This is a genomic window from Natronococcus sp. A-GB7, from assembly GCF_029688865.1.
Classification (GTDB): domain Archaea; phylum Halobacteriota; class Halobacteria; order Halobacteriales; family Natrialbaceae; genus Natronococcus.
Genome location: NZ_JARUKV010000010.1, coordinates 52,168 through 71,159 on the forward strand (window position 1 = coordinate 52,168; position 18,992 = coordinate 71,159).

Annotated in this window: 22 protein-coding genes; 11 read left to right on the forward strand and 11 right to left on the reverse strand. The window is 66.8% G+C overall.

The window, feature by feature from the left end:
* The first annotated feature begins 9 nt into the window (after positions 1 to 9).
* Positions 10 to 447, forward strand: a complete 438-nt coding sequence (locus tag QA609_RS10745) for a hypothetical protein (RefSeq protein WP_278302603.1) — start codon at positions 10 to 12, stop codon at positions 445 to 447.
* On the opposite strand, the gene moaA is transcribed toward QA609_RS10745, so the two are convergent.
* Positions 444 to 1,430 carry a GTP 3',8-cyclase MoaA gene (gene moaA, locus QA609_RS10750; protein WP_278302605.1) on the reverse strand — a complete coding sequence of 329 codons (987 nt, stop codon included), beginning with the start codon at positions 1,428 to 1,430 and terminating at the stop codon, positions 444 to 446. The two genes, QA609_RS10745 and moaA, sit on opposite strands and share 4 nt — an antisense overlap.
* Before the next feature lie 139 nt (positions 1,431 to 1,569).
* Between moaA and QA609_RS10755 the strand changes: the two genes are divergently transcribed.
* Positions 1,570 to 2,229: a helix-turn-helix domain-containing protein gene (locus QA609_RS10755; protein ID WP_278302607.1), complete on the forward strand. Its 660-nt coding sequence runs from the start codon at positions 1,570 to 1,572 to the stop codon at positions 2,227 to 2,229.
* Positions 2,230 to 2,275: 46 nt separating this feature from the next.
* Positions 2,276 to 2,506, forward strand: coding sequence for a hypothetical protein (locus QA609_RS10760; RefSeq protein ID WP_278302609.1), 231 nt, complete (start codon positions 2,276 to 2,278; stop codon positions 2,504 to 2,506).
* Here QA609_RS10760 and QA609_RS10765 read toward each other — a convergent pair.
* The 3 genes from QA609_RS10765 to QA609_RS10775 all read right to left on the reverse strand — a co-directional run bounded on the left by QA609_RS10765 (position 2,503) and on the right by QA609_RS10775 (position 5,637).
* A complete protein-coding gene (locus tag QA609_RS10765) occupies positions 2,503 to 3,963 on the reverse strand; it encodes an RtcB family protein (RefSeq protein ID WP_278302610.1) in 1,461 nt (486 codons plus the stop codon). The genes QA609_RS10760 and QA609_RS10765 overlap by 4 nt on opposite strands.
* Before the next feature lie 48 nt (positions 3,964 to 4,011).
* Positions 4,012 to 5,076 (reverse strand): DoxX family protein, encoded by a 1,065-nt coding sequence (locus QA609_RS10770; RefSeq protein ID WP_278302611.1) that lies wholly within the window; start codon positions 5,074 to 5,076, stop codon positions 4,012 to 4,014.
* A 141-nt stretch (positions 5,077 to 5,217) separates the two neighbouring features.
* Positions 5,218 to 5,637 carry an archease gene (locus QA609_RS10775; protein WP_278302612.1) on the reverse strand — a complete coding sequence of 140 codons (420 nt, stop codon included), beginning with the start codon at positions 5,635 to 5,637 and terminating at the stop codon, positions 5,218 to 5,220.
* Between the two features lie 150 nt (positions 5,638 to 5,787).
* On the opposite strand from QA609_RS10775, the gene QA609_RS10780 reads away from it, so the two are divergent.
* From QA609_RS10780 to QA609_RS10800, 5 genes are all read left to right on the forward strand, one after another.
* Positions 5,788 to 6,264 carry an N-acetyltransferase gene (locus QA609_RS10780; RefSeq protein WP_005557985.1) on the forward strand — a complete coding sequence of 159 codons (477 nt, stop codon included), beginning with the start codon at positions 5,788 to 5,790 and terminating at the stop codon, positions 6,262 to 6,264.
* A 111-nt stretch (positions 6,265 to 6,375) separates the two neighbouring features.
* Entirely contained in the window at positions 6,376 to 7,551 is a 1,176-nt protein-coding gene (gene priS, locus QA609_RS10785) for a DNA primase small subunit PriS (RefSeq protein ID WP_278302613.1), read from the forward strand.
* Entirely contained in the window at positions 7,548 to 8,558 is a 1,011-nt protein-coding gene (locus QA609_RS10790) for a hypothetical protein (protein ID WP_278302614.1), read from the forward strand. The genes priS and QA609_RS10790 overlap by 4 nt, the downstream gene beginning before the upstream one ends.
* Positions 8,559 to 8,616: 58 nt before the next feature.
* A complete protein-coding gene (locus QA609_RS10795) occupies positions 8,617 to 9,102 on the forward strand; it encodes a peroxiredoxin (RefSeq protein ID WP_278302615.1) in 486 nt (161 codons plus the stop codon).
* A 127-nt stretch (positions 9,103 to 9,229) separates the two neighbouring features.
* The gene (locus QA609_RS10800) at positions 9,230 to 9,367 is read left to right on the forward strand and encodes a hypothetical protein (RefSeq protein WP_278302616.1); all 138 of its coding nucleotides are present in this window, start codon (positions 9,230 to 9,232) and stop codon (positions 9,365 to 9,367) included.
* Between the two features lie 54 nt (positions 9,368 to 9,421).
* Here QA609_RS10800 and QA609_RS10805 read toward each other — a convergent pair whose 3' ends face one another.
* A complete protein-coding gene (locus tag QA609_RS10805) occupies positions 9,422 to 11,689 on the reverse strand; it encodes a CDC48 family AAA ATPase (RefSeq protein WP_278302617.1) in 2,268 nt (755 codons plus the stop codon).
* Positions 11,686 to 11,934 (reverse strand): Hsp20/alpha crystallin family protein, encoded by a 249-nt coding sequence (locus QA609_RS10810; RefSeq protein ID WP_278302618.1) that lies wholly within the window; start codon positions 11,932 to 11,934, stop codon positions 11,686 to 11,688. Before QA609_RS10810 ends, QA609_RS10805 begins: the two co-directional genes overlap by 4 nt.
* Positions 11,935 to 12,140: 206 nt before the next feature.
* On the opposite strand from QA609_RS10810, the gene QA609_RS10815 reads away from it, so the two are divergent.
* The gene (locus QA609_RS10815; protein WP_278302619.1) at positions 12,141 to 12,917 is read left to right on the forward strand and encodes an alpha/beta hydrolase; all 777 of its coding nucleotides are present in this window, start codon (positions 12,141 to 12,143) and stop codon (positions 12,915 to 12,917) included.
* 138 nt (positions 12,918 to 13,055) lie between these two features.
* Here QA609_RS10815 and panB read toward each other — a convergent pair whose 3' ends face one another.
* A complete protein-coding gene (panB, locus tag QA609_RS10820; RefSeq protein ID WP_278302620.1) occupies positions 13,056 to 13,868 on the reverse strand; it encodes a 3-methyl-2-oxobutanoate hydroxymethyltransferase in 813 nt (270 codons plus the stop codon).
* 96 nt (positions 13,869 to 13,964) lie between these two features.
* Here panB and QA609_RS10825 point away from each other — a divergent pair, with 96 nt between their 5' ends.
* Positions 13,965 to 14,198, forward strand: coding sequence for a DUF5822 domain-containing protein (locus QA609_RS10825; protein WP_278302621.1), 234 nt, complete (start codon positions 13,965 to 13,967; stop codon positions 14,196 to 14,198).
* Here the strand turns inward: QA609_RS10825 and QA609_RS10830 are convergent, their stop codons facing one another.
* From QA609_RS10830 to QA609_RS10845, 4 genes are all read right to left on the reverse strand, one after another.
* Complete coding sequence (locus QA609_RS10830; protein WP_278302622.1) at positions 14,199 to 14,729, reverse strand: HAD family hydrolase; 531 nt, start codon at positions 14,727 to 14,729, stop codon at positions 14,199 to 14,201.
* Between the two features lie 42 nt (positions 14,730 to 14,771).
* Positions 14,772 to 15,896 (reverse strand): acyl-CoA dehydrogenase family protein, encoded by a 1,125-nt coding sequence (locus QA609_RS10835; protein WP_278302623.1) that lies wholly within the window; start codon positions 15,894 to 15,896, stop codon positions 14,772 to 14,774.
* 47 nt (positions 15,897 to 15,943) lie between these two features.
* On the reverse strand, positions 15,944 to 16,621 hold the full coding sequence (locus tag QA609_RS10840; protein ID WP_278302624.1) for a helix-turn-helix domain-containing protein: 678 nt from the start codon (positions 16,619 to 16,621) through the stop codon (positions 15,944 to 15,946).
* 225 nt (positions 16,622 to 16,846) lie between these two features.
* Complete coding sequence (locus QA609_RS10845) at positions 16,847 to 18,091, reverse strand: HAD hydrolase family protein (protein WP_278302625.1); 1,245 nt, start codon at positions 18,089 to 18,091, stop codon at positions 16,847 to 16,849.
* A 120-nt stretch (positions 18,092 to 18,211) separates the two neighbouring features.
* Between QA609_RS10845 and gfcR the strand changes: the two genes are divergently transcribed.
* Positions 18,212 to 18,862 (forward strand): transcriptional regulator GfcR, encoded by a 651-nt coding sequence (gene gfcR / locus QA609_RS10850; protein ID WP_278302626.1) that lies wholly within the window; start codon positions 18,212 to 18,214, stop codon positions 18,860 to 18,862.
* The last annotated feature ends 130 nt before the right edge of the window (positions 18,863 to 18,992 follow it).

Sequence of the window (18,992 nt, forward strand, 5' to 3'; positions counted from 1 at the left end):
ATGGTCGGTATGGAGCGACGCGCGTTCCTCGCGACGGTGGCGGCGACCGGGTGGTTCGCCGCCACCGCGGGCTGTCTCGAGCGGCTTCCGGGTGTGGGCCTCGAGACCTCGTTCGAGACGACCGCTGCGGAGTTGTCCGTCGAGGAGCCGCCCGATGTGACCGTCGACGGCGACGACGTCGTCGTCCGCGGAACGATCGAGTACGGCTCGAGCAGCTGTGGCGGGATCGAACTAGCTCACGCAGAATACGAGTCCTCGCAGCGCCGGCTCGACGTTCTCGTCGTCGCGGCCGACGACTCGGGGTGGGCGTCGGCCTGCTCGGACGATCTGGTCGAGGAAGGATACCGCCTCGAGGCGACGGTCGGCGACGAGCTCCGGCGGGTCGCCGCGACCGAACACCACGCGTTCGGTGAGACGTACTCGACGACCGTCGACGGACTGGATTAGACCTCCGCGTACCCCTCGACGTACTCGTCGTTGATCTCCCACTCGCCGTCGTCGTTCTTGACCATGTACTCTCCGTAGTAGGGGACCCGGTTCGCGACGACCTCGCGGTAGGCCTCCCGGATCTCGGGTTTGGTCATCTCGCCCATCGGGCGCAGGTCGTCGCTGCGGTTGAGACAGCCCTTCAGGTACCCCTCGTGGGTGACCCGAACGCGGTGGCAGTTCGCACAGAAGGTCGGGTTCTCGACGGGGTCGACGATTTCGACCATCCCCCGTCCGCCGTCGTCGTCCTCGATCCAGTACCGCTTCCGGTCGTGCATCTCCCGGTGTTCGACTTCGGCGGCCTGCTCGGCGAGCCAGTCGTGGACCCGCTGGATGTCGATGTTCCACTCCGGCCGACCCGTCAGCTCGGGCATGTACTCGATCAGTTGGAGCTGGAGCCCGTCGTTCTCGGCGACGTGGTCGACCATCTCCGGGACGTACCCCGCAGTGTGTTCGAAAACGACCATGTTGAGTTTGACAGGATCGAGGCCGGCGTCGACAGCTGCCCGGACGCCCTCGAGGACCTTCTCGTAGGCGCCGCTTTTCGTCACCGCGGCGAAGTCCTCGGGGTCGAGCGCGTCCTGGGAGACGTTGACCCGCTCGAGTCCGGCGTCGACTAAGTCCTCGGCCCGTCCCGGGAGGAAGGTGCCGTTGGTCGTCAGCGAGACCTCCATCGAGTCGGGCGTACGCTCGATGATCTCCTCGAGATCCTGGCGCAGCATCGGCTCCCCGCCCGTGAACTTCACCGAGTCGACGCCGAACTCCTCGACGACCTCGAGGAAGCGCACGACGTCGTCGGCGCTCATCTCGTCGTCCTGTGGATCCATCGGTCCGCGCGTGTCGCCGAGCCCCTCGTTGTGACAGTAGATGCAGTCGAAGTTGCACCGATCGGTGAGCGAGATCCGAACCCCCGTGACCTCGCGCCCGAACTCGTCGGTTAACATACCACCCAGTTTCAGGTGAAACCGCTTAAGTTCGCCGGACGAAATCGACCTTCGTAACCTATTTCGGTTTCGTCAGCGGCGGTGCAGTTCCACCTCACGTGGTGTATGACTCTTGCAGCCGGCCGTCGTGTGACTCGGTATGAGTACGATCGCCGAGTTCACGATCCCCGCCGAGGCGTTCGCGCTCGGGCACACGCTCGAGCACGCCTCCGATCTCGATGTCGAAGTCGAGCGCGTCGTCGCGGCGGCTCCCGAGACGGTGATACCCTGCGTCCGACTCCTCGGCGACGAGGAGACCCTCGAGCGCGCCGACGACGCGCTCGCCGAGGATCCGACGGTCGAGGCCGCGACGCCGATCCTCGAACTCGAGGACGAACGGTGTTACCGGATCCGGTGGAACGAGACGGTCGTCGACGCAGTCCACCTCCTGACCAGGGAGCAGGCGACGGTGCTCGAGGCGGGCCTCGAGGGCGATCGCTGGCGGTTTCGCGTCCTGTTTCCGGATCGGGAGGCGCTGGCCCGGAGTTACGAGTTCGCGACCGATCAGGGGGTTCCGATCGACCTGCGGAAGATCAACCGTCTCGAGGAGACCCGCCACGGTCGGTTCGATCTGACCGATCCCCAGTACGAGACGCTCGTCGCGGCGCTCGAGTACGGCTATTACGATATCCCCCGGGAGATCGACATGGAGGCGCTGTCGGACGAACTCGAGATCTCACACCAGGCCCTCTCCGAGCGGCTGCGGCGGGCCCACCTGACGCTCGTGAGGGAGGCAGTCGGCACCGACGACGCGCGGTGAGCGCGCCGGCAGAACACCTACTTCCGTCGGCGGGCAACGAGCCTCCATGGACCGAGAGATGCTCGCGGATCAGCAGCGACTCGTCGAACTCGTCGAGGAGGAGGGGTGGGACGTCACCGACCTCGAGATCTCGGCCTACGATAGCCCGTGGTCCGACGAGGACGATCCCGAGGCAACGGTGACGATCACGGCACGAAAACCGTACGAGAACGAGGACGACGAGAGTGGCTCGGATCGCGACAGCGATGACGACGAGAACCCGTTCCGCGTGAACTAACCCTTGATGTTACAGACGGGGAACGTCCGCGCGACCTTGTCGCCGATCCCCAGCTCGTCGGAGACGCGGACGACCTCGTCGACGTCCTTGTAGACGCCCGGCGCCTCCTCGGCGACCGTCGCGCCCGACTGGGCCTTCACGTAGATCTGTTGCTGGTCCTGGAGCTCCTGTTGGACGTCGCCGCCCCAGTACTCGTTTTTGGCCTGGGTGCGGCTCATCAGCCGACCCGCGCCGTGGGCCGTCGAGCCGAACGTCAGATCCATCGAGTTCTCGCCCCCGCGCAGGACGAAGCTGCCCGCACCCATGCTGCCGGGGATGATGACGGGCTGGCCGACGTCCCGGTAGGCCTTCGGTATCTCGGGGTGACCAGCGGGGAAGGCTCGAGTCGCACCCTTGCGGTGGACGTAGAGTTCGCGTTCCTCTCCGTCCACAGTATGGGTTTCCTTCTTCGCGATGTTGTGGGCGACGTCGTACAGGAGCTCCATCTCCATCTCCTCCCACGAGCGGTCGAAGACGCGCTCGAAGACCTGCCGGGTGCGGTGCATGATCAGCTGGCGGTTGACCCACGCGAAGTTGATGGCGGCGTTCATGGCCCCGTAGTAGTCCTCGGCGAGCTGGGAACCCGCGGGCGCCGCGGCCAGCTCCTTGTCGGGTAGCCGATCGAGCAGCCCCTTGTGCTGTTGCTCGATCTTTCGCAGGTAGTCGTTACAGGTCTGGTGGCCCAATCCTCGCGAGCCGCAGTGGATGAGGACGACGATCTGGTCCTCCTCGAGGCCGAACGCCTCGCCCACGTCGTCGTCGAAGACGTCCGTCACGCGCTGGACCTCGAGGAAGTGGTTGCCCGAGCCCAGCGAGCCGATCTGGTTCTTCCCACGGTCCTTGGCCTTCTGGCTCACCTTCGAGGGGTCGGCGCCCTCGCGCATCCCCTCGTCCTCGCAGTGCAGGAGGTCGTCCTCGACGGCATGGCCGTGCTCGAGCGCCCAGTCCACACCACGGGAAAGGATCTCGTCGACGGTGTCGACGCCGGCCTCGACGATTCCGCCGCCGCCGAGTCCCGAGGGAACGTTGGCGAACAGCGAGTCGACGAGCTCCTCCTCGCGGCCCTGAAGTTCGTCGTAGGTGAGGTTCGTCCGCATCATTCGTACGCCGCAATTGATATCGTAACCAACCGCTCCAGGGGAGATACAGCCGTTCTCGGCGTCGAGCGCGCCGACTCCGCCGACGGGGAAGCCATACCCCTGATGGCCGTCGGGCATACAGATCGCGTTCGTCGTGATCCCCGGTAGGTGAGTGGTATTCTTGAGCTGTTCTAACGTCTTGTCCTCGCTGATCTCCTCGAGCAGGGCCTCGCTGGCGAGCACTCGCGCGGGGACGTTCATCTCCCCTTCCCGCGGGATCTCCCAGACGTAGTCGCGTACCTTCTCGAGGGTGATTCCGTCGGCGTCGAACGTAGTCATACGCGATACTCCGACGGCGACGATGAAAGAACGTTCGCCTCGAGGACCTCAGTCGACCTCGGTGAGCCGCCCGTCGGCGGCGAGGGGACCGCCGCCGGTGATCAGTAACACCGAAGCCATCCCGAACAGCGCGACGTGGGCCAGCACGGGGTCGTCGGGCAGCGCGAACAGCGTCAGGGTAAACATCGCAATCGCCGCCAGCGCCGTCGCACGGGTGAAGAGGCCCAGGATCAGGGCGATCCCGAGGGCGATCTCGGCGAGCCCCGCGCCCATCACCCACAGCTCCGGACTGACCGGGACGACGCCCGTCAGGTCGTACTGGTCGACGACCGCCAGCGCGATCCCCGGTCGGAGGATCTTCTGGGTCAGCCCGAGGTAGATGAACGTCGCCCCGAGACCGACCCGGGTCACGGTCGGCAGGTACCGCTCGTAGGGATCGATTCGGTTCTGAAACCGGCTGGCGCGATCGTGAAGGACGTCGATCCGGCTGTAGAGCGTTCCGTGCATCCCGGCCATCCGCTGGAGGACGTGGTCCGCACTCGGTTTGCCGCTCCCGACGAGCGCGACCGCCAGCAGCCCGCCGACGAACTCGAGCTGTAACAGGAGTGCGGGCCGAAACGCCAGTCCGACGAGGTACGCCGCGAGCGCTGCCAGCGCGACGACTCGAGTGCCGAGCCCGAACAGCAACAGGAAGCCCAGGCCGACCTGCAGGAGCCGAAGTTCGACCTCGACGGCGGGGCTGATGAAGTAGCCGCCGAACCCGGCTCCGATCAGGGGAATGCCAAACGAGATCCGCAACAACCACGGGATGTACCCGGTGTACTCGCCCATCGCATCCCTGAACGCGGCCACGTCTCGCGGTGCGGGCCGAACGTACAGATAGCCGCCCAGAACGGCCGGGGCGGCCAGGCCGCCGGCGACGAGCGGACCGACGACGAAGGGATCGGTTAGCGCGTCGGTCAGAAACTCCGCGACCGGAACGTCGTACTCCTCGTCGGCAACGTACTCCTCGTGGGCGCGGGCCGACCCGGTTGCGAGCGCGGCGAGCGCGAGCAGCGAGCCGACGGTCGCGACGACGGTCGCGACGGGTCGCGAGCGACGATAGTCGTCCATCGGGTAGTGTATCGCGGAGGCGACGGAAAAACATCCACCTGGCGGTTCCCGAACTCCTTCGGAGGAACTCCTGTGTATCGATTCCGGAGCGACCGCAAGCCGTCCTGCGGTCGCTCCGTGGCCCCGGTACGCCAGACCGTCTCAGACGTCGAAGACGACGTACGCCTCCCAGCCGTCACCGACCTCCTCGAGTCGCATCTCCGAGTAGGTGACGGCCTTGATCTCGCGGGCGGTGATCGCCTCGAGGGGGATCCCACGGGCGCTGCCCTCGAGGCGCCAGTTCTCCGCGTCCAACTCGTCGACCCGTTCGATGCGGTGGTCGACGGGCAAGGCCGCCCGGACGTCCCGCAGGTAGATCAGTTCGTCCAGGAAATCGAACAGCAGCGCCTCGCGGCTCTCGGCCGTTACCGACACCGAGAAGCGCTCGCCGGTTTCGTCCGGAATCGACTCGCAGGAGGCGGCCGCGAGCCCGTCGGCGATAGCTGCGAAGACCGCCTCGAGGCTCTCCCCGGTCGCTTCGACCCCGATGTCGGCGGTGTGGTCGCGAAGCTGGAATCCCATACTCTCCCTTCTCGAGCCCGTGAGGTATGTCCGTCGCTTCGATCTGCCGGCGTCGGGTCTCGGCAGTATCGAGGCGGGTCGGCGGGCGGTTCCCGGCGAACGACCGCGCTGCCGGTGGAATTATATTGGCGAGCCTGCTACACTGTGGTAGTGAGCGTCAACATCGACAGTCGCGTCGTCGCCCCGGGGAGCGACGAGTACGTCGACGAGGCCTGGCGACTCAAAGAGCGCATCAACAGCCAGGAGGGGGTGCTGAAGCAGCGCCACGACTTCTTTACCGACGCGTACCGTCGCTCGACGGTCCACTGCTACCTGCAGGAGGACGATCTCGTGGGTTTTGCGGCCGTTCGCCGCGACGGCTACATTCTCTTTCTGGCGGTCTCGACTGAGTTTCGCGGCCAGGGGATCGGCAAGCGACTCGTCGCGCGGGTCGCCGACGACAACGAGTCGATCACCTGCCACGCCCGGACCAGCAACGAGAACGCCCTCGAGTTCTACGAACACCTCGGCTTCGAGATCAAACGCCGGATCAACGGCTACTACGAGGACGGCGGCGACGCCTACTACCTCAAGCTCGGCTCGGACTCCGGACTGGCCGACCGGATCTCGGAGTTCGTTCGCCGGTAGATCGCCGTCGTTCCGCACTCGTCACCTCGCGAGCGGCTGCTCGAGACGGGTCCCCACGGGCCGGGGTTTTCGGCAGGATTATACCGCCACGACGACGAGCACACGAGGCGCATGGAGGAGCGAACGAGGGCCTATCTTCGGGGTCGATTCCGCGATCACTACCGCCGCACGGAGCTGACGCTCCCACCTGCGGCCAACGAGCGCGAGTGGGGGTACATCCCCTGGACCGAGGGGCCCGACACGACGATGGTCCGGCACCGTTCGCTGCTCGAACTCGGCGACCTCGAGGAGTTTCTCGTCCGCAAGCGGCCCCGTCACGTCTACTTCTCTGCGGGGCGGTTTCGCGACCCCGGCGCGAGCTCGATGCACGAGAAGGACTGGCAGTCCGCGGACCTCGTCTTCGACCTCGACGCCGATCACCTGCCGACGGTCACGCTGGGCGAAGACTCCTACGCCGAGATGCTCGCGAAGTGTAAGGACGCCCTGCTTCGTCTGCTGGATTTCCTCGAGGACGACTTCGCCTTCGAGGACCTCGAGATCGTCTTCTCGGGTGGGCGGGGGTACCACGTCCACGTCCGCGACGAGTCGATCCGACACCTCGACAGAGAACACCGCCGCGAGGTCGTCGACTACGTCCGCGGGATCGGCCTCGAGTTCGAGGAGCTGATCGAGACCGAGACCGTCGCCGGGCTGGGCCGAAAGACGCCGACCGAGCGCCGTACCCTGCGAACCGAGGGCGGCTGGGGCGCTCGGACCCACGATCGATTTATGGCCTTCGTCGACGACCTGCTCGCCCTCGAGGAGGAGGCGGCCCTCGAGCGGCTCCAGGCGTTCGACGGGATCGGCGAGGGGAAGGCGACGGCGACGTTAAACGCCGCCCGGAACAACCGTGAGGGGCTCGAGTCGGGTAACGTCACCGTCCACACCGCCGTCTCCCAGCTGGCCGAACGGTTCGCTCACCGGGCCGTCGAGGCCGACAACGCCCCGATCGACGAACCGGTGACGACCGACACGAACCGGCTCATCCGCCTCCCGGGGAGTCTCCACGGGGGCAGCGGGCTCGAGACGGTTCGCCTCGAACGCGACGAGATCGACGCCTTCGACCCGCTGGTCGACGCCGTCCCGGAGACGTTTACGGGCCACGAGATCCGGGTCGACGTCACCGACGGCGGCGAGGTCGAGCTGGGAGGAGATAGCTTTACGGTTCCGGAGGGTGACCAGTCACTTCCGGAGTACGTCGCCGTGTTCCTCATGGCCCGCGGCCGAGCCGAGAAGGAGAAAGAATGAATCTCGACGAGCTACGATCCGTCCAGAGCAAGGAGCGCCAGAAGGACAGCCTCCAGAACCTGCGCCCCTCGTTCTACCAGGAGGTCGGCGAGTACATCGCCGAGCTCGAGGCCGAACGCGATCGGGCGGCCGAGCGGGCCGACGACCCCTTCTCCTCGCCCGAGGTGAGCCGACTCACCGACGAGATCGAGACCGCCAAGGACGTCGTCGAGGCGATCTACGAGCGACGAATGGGCAAACTCGTCAAGCAGGCCAGCCTCGCCGCGGCCGGAATGGCGGCCAACGACGAGGGGCTCACCGCCGAGGAGGCCGACCTCTTCGACGACCTCGTCGACCGCATCGACGCGAACAAGAGCCGCGTCCTCGACGTTCTCGAGGGCCTCGAGGCCGAGAGCGACGGCACGTCCGAGTCCGACGACACGCCCGGAACCGAGAGCGAGACCATGATCGAGCCCGAGCGGGACGCGCCGGGCGACGACGGACCGTCGGTCGCCGAAACAGAGACGACCGACGACGCGCCGCCTGCGCCACCGATGGAGCCGGATCCGGCCGACGGCGACGCGGACATCGACCCGACGACCCTCGAGCCGGACGACGACCCCCGGGCGACGGACGCGAGCGATGTCACGGCCGCCGACGTTATGGGAGGAGCCGGCCCGACGACCGACGACGCGAGCGAGGAGGTGCCGCGACCGGGCGGCGAGCCGACGTCGCCGGTCGACGCTCCCGAGAGCGAAACTGCCACGCCGGACGGAAGCGATTCGACCCCCGGCGAGTCCGTCGATCCCGACCTCGAGGACGGAACGTCCGACGACCCGGAGCCCGCCGTCGAAGCTGCCACCGAGGACGCCGTCGATCGCGTAACCGTTCGGATGACGCGCGACGTCGGATCGATCCTCGGCGTCGACGACCGCGAGTACACGCTCTCCTCCGACGACGTCGTCACCCTGCCCGAGCAGAACGCCTCGCCCTTACTCGAGCGCGATGCGGCCGAACGGCTCGACTGAGGGCCGGACCCGTCCGACGCAACCGGAAGGCATACGACGCCTCCCTCGAAGGGACGGTATGCTCGAAACCGGCGACGACGCACCCGAGTTCGAACTGCAGAATCAACACGACGAGACGGTTCGCCGCTCGGAGTTCGACGGCCGGGTCGTCGTCTACTTCTATCCGCGAGCGGGCACCGACGGCTGCACGACCGAGGCCCGAGAGTTCGAGGCGGCTCGCGAGGAGTTCGAGGACCGCGACGTCGATATCGTCGGAATCAGCGACGATTCGGTTGCGGACCTCGAGTCGTTCGCCGAGGAGGAATCGCTCGGCTTCGACCTGCTCTCCGATCCCGAAGGGGAAGTCGCGACGCTGTACGAGTCCTACGGCGAGAAGCAGATGTTTGGCAACACCTTCGACGGCGTCTTCCGGAATACGTACGTTATCGGCCCCGACGGTACGATCGAGGCGGTCTACGAGGGCGTCTCGGTAGATGGTCACGCCGAAGACGTGCTCGAGGACCTCGCCGAGCGACGGACCGAGCAGGCCGCACCGGAGCGGTAGGGTTCCGCGAGCGGATTTCGGGGCCGGCGGCCGCACACCGAACCGGTTCGGCCAATGGCGCCGACGCCGGAACCGGTCCCCCGATTCCGGCACAAGGTGTTTTATTTCGACGACCGAACGCGCCGATATGGTGTTTCAACAGCTAGGGGACGTGCTCGAGGGAGACGATCTGACCGGTCGACAGGCCGCGATCATCGTCGCCGTCTGGATGGCGCTCACGGCCGTCTTCGGGATCGTTATATTCATCACCGCCTTCGTCCTCTAAAAAACAGTTCGTCGACCTGTCGAGACTACATCGACGGGAACGAGGACGCTTCCGTTACTGGAAGGTGCGACCGAGCTGGTCCTCGCCTTCGGCCTCGGGTTCGGCGGCCTGGAACTGCTGTTCGATCTCCTCGTAGCGCTCGCGGGTCTCGGGGGTCACGCTCGGCTGGACCTCCTCGAGGGCCTGCTCGAAGTGCTCCTTGCTGATGCGGACGTTCTCGATGGTGTCCGGCATGTCGTCGGGGTCGACCGAGTTGATGAACTCGCGGCTGGCGGCCATCGAGGCCTCGCGGGTGACGGCCTCGATGTCGGCGCCGACGTACCCCTCCGTTTCGGAGGCGAGCCACTCGAGGTCGACCGCGTCGGCCAGAGGCTTGTCGCGGGTGTGGACCTCGAAGATCCGCTTGCGACCTTCCTCGTCGGGAACAGGCACGTGGACGTGGCGGTCGAGGCGACCGGGACGCAGCAGCGCCGAGTCGATCAGGTCCGGGCGGTTGGTCGTCGCGATCACGACGACGTCCTCGAGCTCCTCGAGCCCGTCGAGCTCCGTGAGCAGCTGGGAGACGACGCGTTCGCCGACGCCGGAGTCACCCTGTCGCTGGCCGCGTTCGCCCGCGATCGAGTCGATCTCGTCGAAGAAGATCACGGTCGGGGCGTTCGAACGGGCCTTCTCGAAGACCTCGCGGACGCCCTTCTCGGACTCGCCGACGTACTTGTTCAGCAGTTCGGGCCCCTTGATCGAGATGAAGTTCGACTGGGACTCGTTGGCCACCGCTTTGGCGAGCAGGGTCTTCCCCGTGCCGGGCGGGCCGTACATGAGGACGCCCTTGGCGGCCTCCATGTCCATCTGCTCGAACACCTCGGGGTAGTCCAGCGGCCACTGGATCGTCTCGCGCAGCCGTTCTTTGGTGTCGCCGAGACCGCCGACGTCGTCCCACGTGACGTCCGGCACCTCGACGAACACCTCCCGGAGCGCCGAGGGCTGGATCCCCTTCATCGCCTCCTTGATGTCGCCTTCGGTCACCTCGAGAGACTCGAGGACCTCGGCGTCGATCTCGTCGGACTCCAGATCGAGATCGGGACGGATCCGTCGCAGGGCGTTCATCGCACCCTCGCGGGCCAGCGACTCGAGGTCCGCGCCGACGAAGCCGTGGGTGTTCTCGGCGTAGTGGTCGAGGTCGATATCCTCGCTGAGGGGCATCCCGCGGGTGTGGACCTGCAGGATCTCCTTGCGGCCGCCCTTGTCGGGGACGCCGATCTCGATCTCGCGGTCGAACCGGCCGCCACGACGGAGTGCGGGGTCGATCGCGTCGACGCGGTTGGTCGCCGCGATGACGGTGACGCGGCCCCGCTCCTCGAGGCCGTCCATCAGGCTCAGCAGCTGGGCGACGACCCGGCGTTCGACGTCGCCGCCGGCCTCCTCGCGTTTGGCGGCGATGGAGTCGAGCTCGTCGATGAAGATGATCGCAGGGGCGTTCTCCTCGGCCTCCTCGAACACTTCACGGAGCTGTTCCTCCGATTCGCCGTAGTACTTCGACATGATCTCCGGACCGGAGATCGTTTCGAAGTGGGCGTCGATCTCGTTGGCAACGGCCTTCGCCATGAGGGTCTTCCCGGTGCCCGGCGGGCCGTGCAGCAGGACGCCCTTGGGCGGCTCGATCCCCAGCTGCTGGAACAGCTCGGGGTGGCGCATCGGCAGCTCGATCATCTCGCGGACCTGATCGAGCTCGTCGTCGAGCCCGCCGATGTCCTCGTAGGTGATGTTCGGCACGCCCTCCGGCGATTCGCCGGCTTCGGAGCTGACCTGCTCGGCCGGGGTCTCCGAGATCTCGATGTTCGTCGAGTCGGTGATGACGACCGTCCCGGAGGGGTCGGCGCTGGCGATCTTCAGCGGCACCGACTGGCCGGAGCTGGCCATCGGGCCGAACGACAGCGAGAACGGCACCGTCTGCCCCTCGGTAACGGCCTGGCCGGACAGCTTGTCGCGCACGAGCGGGCCGATATCGCCGCGAATGCGGAGGTTCTGCGGGAGCGCGACCGTGACCGAGTTCGCGGGTTTGACGTCGGCAGGCTCGACGCTTACGTTGTCGTCGATCCCGACGTCGGCCTCCTGACGCAGGCGGCCGTCGATGCGAACGATGCCACGGCCCTCATCCTCGGGGTAGCCGGGCCAGACCCGCGCGACGGCCTGGCTGTCATCGTTGCCCTCGATGACGATGTAATCGCCGTTCTCGAGGTCGAGTTCGCGCATCGAGACGCGGTCGATCGCGGCGAGTCCGCGGCCCGCGTCCTTCTGCTTCAGGGGTTTGACGGTGAGTTTCATTGGTTGCCCTCCAGTTCGACAGTGAGCACGCCGTTTCTGATAAACGTGTGCGCGTCAGCTGCGCCGTCGGGCAGCTCGAACTCGTACTGGTCGTCGCCGTCGACGACGATGACCGTTCCGTCGGCGACATCGGCGGCGGCGTCGGTACTCGCCGTGCCGAAGTCGACGGCCAGCACCGATCCGTCCTCGTACTCGTAGCGACGAGCGATCTGCTCGTCTCCACGGGTGAATTGATCGAGTGTCATGGTGATACTAACTACGGGTAAGTGCTACTAGTATATAAGTATTTCCCCGACGAATCACGGTACGGAACCGGGGTGCAATAGAAGGGGCTTGTTCGCAGTTCAATGTACGGACTCCGTACTCAGGTTCCTATCGGCTCCGTCCGTTCCTGCCGGTTGTGCCGACGCCGGCTCGAGCCTTTATACCAGTTCCCCTCGTCCGGAGGTGTATGGAAACGGTTCGACACCACGGCCGGGAGACGGCCTACGAGGTCGCCGATCGAGGGGGAACGGGGCCGGCGATCTGTTTCGTCCACGGCAGCGGTGGGTCGCGGGCGGCCTGGAAGGCACAGCATCGCCTCGCCGACCGGTACCCGGTCGTCACCATCGACCTCAGCGGACACGGCGACTCCGAGGACGTCGCCGCCAGTGCCGGCTACACGGCGCTGTCGGCGTACGCCGACGACGTCGCGGCGGTCCTCGAGGAAACGGATGCGAGGATCCTGGGGGGGAGCTCCCTGGGCGGAGCCGTCGCTATGCACCTCCTCCTCGAGCGCGAGCCCGACGTCGACGGGATCGTTCTGGCCGGAACGGGCGCCAAACTTGGCGTGCTCCAGGACCTGCTCGAGTGGCTCGACACCGACTTCGACCGGGCCCTCGAGTTCCTCCACGGTCCGGATCGTCTCCTTCATGACCCCGGTCCCGAGCTTCGCGACGAGTCGATCGAACGGATGCGCGAGTGCGGACAGGGAACCGTACGACGGGACTTCCGAACCTGTCATCGCTTCGACGTCCGCGACGACGTTCATCGGATCGACGTCCCCGCGCTCGCGGTCTACGGCGAGTACGACCAGTTGACGCCCCCGCAGTACCACGAGTATCTCGCGGACGAGATCGGCGAGGGCGACCTCGTCGAGATCGAGGACGCGGCCCACCTGGCGATGCTCGAGCAGCCGACGGCGTTCAACGAGGCTGTCGCGGCGTTCGTGGGCGGGCTCGAGGAGTAACAGTAACCCGAGAGTTCCCGGGAGGCTGACTACGCTCTGGAGTAGGTTGTTCCGGCACCGAGGAGAACGACGGCACCGACGGGCAGAAACGTCGCCGTGTCCGGGCCGAGCCACCGCAGCTCGTCGGCCCTTCGAGGGTCAGTACAGGTCGTCGAGGTCCCGCTCCTCGTGGCTGTGTTCCTCGGCCGGGAACTCGCCGGACTCGACGGCCTCGACGTAACCCTCGACGGCCGAGCTCATCTCCTCGCGGACGTTGCCGAACTGCTTCGAGAAGGAGGGCGACCAGTCGCTGAGGCCGACGGCGTCGTCGACGACCAGCACCTGGCCGTCGCAGTCGGGGCCGGCGCCGATCCCGATCGTCGGGATCTCGAGCGCCTCGGTGATCTCGGCCGCGAGGTTCGACGGAACGTGCTCCAGGACGAGCGAGAACGCGCCGGCCTCCTCGTGGGCGACGGCCAGCTCGAGCATGCGCTCGGCTGCCTTCTGGTCGGTTCCCTGGCGCGGGTAGCCGCCGTACTGGTTGACGTGCTGGGGCGTCAGGCCGAGGTGGGCCATCACGGGAATGCCGAGCTGGACCATCGTCTCGGTCAGCTCGACGGTGTGGGGCCCGGACTCGAGTTTCACCGCGGCAGCACCCTCTTCTTTGAGCATTCGGCCGGCGTTCTCGAGGCTGTCCGTCTCGTCGACGCCGAAGGAGAGAAACGGCATGTCGGCGACGACCAGCGCCTCGTCGGTCGCCCGGGAGACCGCGCCGACGCGGGCTGCGACGTCGTCGACGGTTACCGGTAGCGTCGTCTCGTACCCGAGCGAGGTGTTGCCGACGCTGTCGCCGACCAGGATCACGTCCACGTCGGCCTCGTCGACGATCTCGGCCGTCGGCGCGTCGTAGGCCGTCAGCATCGTGATCGGTTCGGTTCCGGCTGTCGACTGCAGCTCCCGTACGGTAGGCATACGTGTGGGTTCGGCTCCCGCGAGTAAACGCCATCGTTCCGCGCCGACGATCTGCCACCCGCGACTGTTAAGAGGACCCGGTGAACACCTTCGAACGTGCCAGAACGCGTCGAAACGACCTCGCCGGACGGCGTCGACTTCGGGTGGGTGATGCAGACGACGTTCGTCGTCACGATCCTCGTCGGCGCGCCGATCGTCGCCCTGCTGTCGATCGGCGCCGACCTCCCGAGCTGGGGCGCTCGAGCCGAGTTCGCGATCCGAGTGGGTGCCGTCGTCTGGCTACTCGTGGCGCTGTCGGTGTTCGCGTACGCGAAGCGCACGCAGGAGTAGCTACTCGCCGCCCTCGACGTACTCGAAGTCGACGCCCGCACGATCGGCCGTCCGCTCGTCGCGCTCGGTGTCGCCGATAAACAGCGTTGACGACGGTTGCGCGCCGAGCCCGCGGACGGTCTCGAGCAGCGGCTCTGGGTCGGGCTTTCGCGTCTCGACGGTGTCTCGACCCACGACGGCGTCGACCGCGGGCTCGAGCGCGTGTTCCTCGAGCGCGATCCAACAGGCGGCCTCGCAGTTGAGCGAGCAGACGCCGACGGGAACTGATCGCTCGAGGGCCTCGTCCGCGCGGGTCAGGCGGCGGGACAGCCGCGCACCCTCGCGTTCGTGGTCGGCGATCGTCTCCTCGACAGCCGGCGCGATCTCGAACTTGCTCGCGGCCTCGAGCAGCTCCCAGAGGTTCTCGCTCGGCGGTTCGGTGGCGGCCCGGGCGTACACCGCGATAACGTCGATCGCGACGGCGTTCCAGTCGACGGCGAGGTCGACGAGGGTTCCGTCCAGGTCGTAGACGACGGCATCGTATTCGGTCACGACCGGTGATAGGGACGCGAGCAGAATAGCGACTTCGGTCCGCTACTCGAGCAGGTGGCGCGCGATCACCTTCTTCTGGACCTCGGTGGTCCCCTCGTAGATCTCGGTGATCTTGGCGTCCCGGTAGAGCCGTTCGACCTCGCCCTCGGTGACGTAGCCGTAGCCGCCGTGGATCTGGACGGCCTCGTTGGTGACGTGCATGGCCGTCTCGCTGGCGAAGTACTTCGCCATGCTCGCGGTCAGTCCGGCGCTGCCCGACGCGCGCTCGCGTGCCGCCTCGCGGGTCAGCAGCCGACTCGCCTTGATTCGGGTCGCCATCTCGGCGAGCTTGTGGCGAATCGACTGGAACTCGCCGATCGGCTGGTCGAACTGTTCGCGCTCCTCGCTGTACTCGAGCGCTTCGTCCATCGCACACTGGGCGAGGCCGACTGACTGTGCCGCGATGGCGATCCGACCGCCCGTGAGGATGTGAAAGGCGGCCGAGAGACCGCGTCCCTCCTCTGTCAGCCGGTTCTCGGCGGGGATCCGGACGTCGTCGAATGTGAGACTCGTCGTGTCGCTGGCTCGGAGCCCGAGCTTGTCCTCCTTCTCGCCGACCGAGAGCCCGTCGACGTCGCCCGGCACGAGAAACTGGGTCACCGTCGAGGGGTCGTCGCGGTCGGTCTTCGCGAAGAGGACGTAGACGCCCGCCCGCTTCCCGTTCGTGATCCACTGCTTCTCGCCGTTGATAACGTACTCGTCGCCCTCCCTGCGGGCCTCGGTCGACATCTCGGCGGGGTTCGAGCCGGCGTGGGGCTCCGAGAGCGCGAACGCGCCGACGGGACGACCCTCGGCCATGTCGGGGAGCCACCGTTCCTTGAGGTCCTCGCTGCCGAACTCGGCGATACAGGATGTTGCCAGCGAGTGAACCGACAGCGCCGTCGCGACCGCGAGCGCGCCGTAGGCGACCTCCTCGTTGACGACGGCGGCCGTCACGGGGTCGGCGTCATAGCCGCCGTACGCCTCGGGCACGGTGAGGCTCGTCAGGTCGAGCTCGGCGAGCCCGTCCCAGACGTCCTCGGGAAACTCCTGGCGCTGGTCGGCCTCGAGCGCCGTCGGTCTGATCTCCTCGCGGGCGAACTCGCGAACGACGTCGCGAACCGCCGCCTGCTCGTCGGTGAGTTCCATACGTCCCTATTCGAGCGCGGTGGCAAAAATGGCCACCACTCGAGCGCTCACCCCTCGCCGAGCCCGTCGGCCGACGCGTCGAGCTGCTCGCTCGCGAGAACGCGGTTCGCCCGGCGGAGTCGCTCGGAGAGGGCCTGGTGGGAGATCTCGAGTTCGCCCGCAAGCTCCTCGAGGGAGATCTCCCGGGGAACGTCGTAGTACCCCTGCTGGTAGGCCTCGGCGATCGCCTCCCGCTGGGGGTCGGTCAGGGTCGCCGCCATCTCGAGGCCCTCGTCCGCCTCGGCCTCGACCATGCGCCTGACGTCGATCCGCGCGTCCCGCTCCTGAAGGTCGGAGACGGCCTCGGAGACGCCCTCCCGCCGGGGAAACAACAGCGTAACCGTCCAGCGGCCGTTCGCGACCTCGGCGTCGAGAACCGTCCCGTCGTTCGCGTAGACCGCGCTGCAGACGGGCGTGGCGTCGTCGGCGTACCGGATTCGGAACAGCCACTCGTCGGCGTCGGGCCGCCGGAGCAGTCGGCGAAACGACTCGACGGTGGAGTCGTCCTCGAGTGCGTCCTCGACCGCGTCGGCGTCGGAACCCGCGAACCAGATCAGCGGGGCGGTCCGGACCGAGTCGTCGACGACGACGCTCTCGACCCGAAGCTCGAACGCCGACAGCGACCGGATCGTCGGCTCGAGCGCGAACTCGTCGGTGGGGACGGCGAGCTCCGCGATCGTCGTCACGTTCGATCCCCCTTCCCGTTCGCGTTCGAGCCCGGTCGCCCGTCGATTCCGATGCCGGAGCCGTACTGGCACTCGTATCCGTTCATAGCTGATCACCTGGTTCGATCGTACGACGCTGCGTGTCGATCACACCCGCACTCGACTGCGCTTGCGAAAGGGACAGCTCCGACGGAGTTGATGGGCCGGCCTACCTATTTCGGTGGTTCAAGTACCGATCCCGGTCGGCTATCCGAGCCTCGCGAGCCGATTGAGCGCGTACGTCGTCTGCAGGACGTCCACGCTCTTTCCGCGGTCGAAGACGAGCTCGTCGGTTCCAAGGACGTGCTCGAGGGTGTCCTGGGAGGCGTGTTCCGGCGCGGCCGCGATCCCGGCGTCGTTCTCCGCGACCCACTCCATGACGCGGCGATCGCTCTTGGAGTCGCCCATCACCAGCGCGAACGGATCGTCGATCCCGAGTACCTCGAGCGCGCGCTCGACGCCGACGACCTTGTTCAGCTCGAGGCTGCCGATCTCGGCGGCGTCGGCCTCGTAGTAGGCGACGTCGATTCGCCCGAGGACGTCCGCGAGTTCGTCGGGGATCGACTCGTCGTCCCGATCGGGGTACGCACCCCCCTCCTCGAGGACGGTCCTGATTTCGGGGTCCTGATCGGCGTAGAACGTGCGGGTCCGATCGCGGATCTCCTCGCCGTCGAACCCGATCGCCTCGCCGACGGCGTCGGCCAGCAGGTCGATCAGGTAGACGAGCGCGTCGTCGATGATCTCGCGAGCGTCGGCCGACCCGGTCTCGTAGTTGGGTTTCATCGTGACGTTGAACTCGTTGCCCTGCAGGTGACAGCCACGCCTGAGTGTGTCGGGGGCCTCCGTCAGGACTCGAGCCCGCAGGTCGTCGAACACCTCGCGGATCTCCTCGTCGAGCTCCTCGTACAGCAGCTGTTTGGTCTCGGCGCCGTGACCGGGCGTGAACACGCCGGTCCCCGCCTCGTAGACGATCGATAGCTCCCCGGAGTGGACGATCTCGCTACCCAGCCCCTGAATGGCAAACCCCTTGACGTTCTCCAGGGTCTGGCCCGTACAGATCACGATCGGGACCCCGGCCTCGTGAAACTCCGTCAGGACGTGGAGGGTCTCTCGAGGGATCTCGTTGTCCGTACTGCCGGCCGAGCGCAGCGTCTCGTCGACGTCGAGGACCAGCACGTTCACGCCGCGGCCATACTTGGCCTCGAGGTCGAGCGCGGTAAACGCCTGGTCGCGGGTCGCCCGCGCGGCGATCTCCGCGAACGTCTCGCCGGCGGCGAACGCCGATCTGATCTCGTCCTTCCGGTCCTCGAGCTCCTCGTTTGCCTCCTGCCAGTGCTCGAGGGCGACCCGGGAGTCGACGGCCGGAAAGACGTCGACGAACTCCTGGTACTCCCGCAACGTCTTCGTGTCGTACTCGTCGTAGAGCTGGTAGACGAGATCGTACCGTTCCATACCCGGGATACCGGAGAGACAAGTGATAATCCTTGCCAATACTGAGAGTCTTTCCAGGGAGTCGAGGCGACGTTCGTCGGCTGCGACACGAATATAAAAACGGCGCGCGAACCCTGAGGCATGAAAAACGTTGACGACCTCATCGAGAGTGCCGCCGAACTCGCAGACCAGGGGCTCTCGAAGGGCGAGATCGCGGACGAGCTGAACGTCTCCCGGGAGACCGCGAGCTGGCTGGTCGAGCGCGGCGACGCGACGGCCGAGCCCTCGAGCCAGTCGACCCGGCACTCCGCCGGGAACGGCGGCCCGCAGGACATCCACGTCGACTGGTCGGCGATCGGACGGGACAGCAAACGGATGGGTTCGATCGCGGAGGCCATGGCCGACCTGCTCGCCAAGCACGGCGAGGACGTCGATCTGACCGTCGGCATCGAGAAGGCAGGCGGTCCCATCGCGACGCTCATCGCGAGCGAACTCGAGAGTGACCTCTCGACGTACACGCCCGCGAAACACCAGTGGGAGGAGGGCGACATCGAGGAGCTCGGCGGCACGTTCTCGCGAAACTTCGCGGGCATCCGCAACCGCGAGTGTTACGTCGTCGACGACACCATCACGAGCGGCACTACGATGCGCGAGACGATCGCGGCAATCCGATCGGAGGGCGGCGAGCCGCTTGCGTGTGTCGTCCTCGCGGACAAACAGGGCGTCGAGGAGATCGAGGGCGTTCCCGTCTACTCGCTGTTGCAGGTCATCAGCGTCGGCAAGGACGAGTAACGGCTCCGACGGAACAGCCCGACCGTTCCGTCCGTTCGGAACGGTAACTGGCGTTTTCGACGCACGGACGTCCCGGTCCGGTCGGCCGATCTGTCGTTACCGTCGCCGAACGATACGCCCCGGTCGCGGA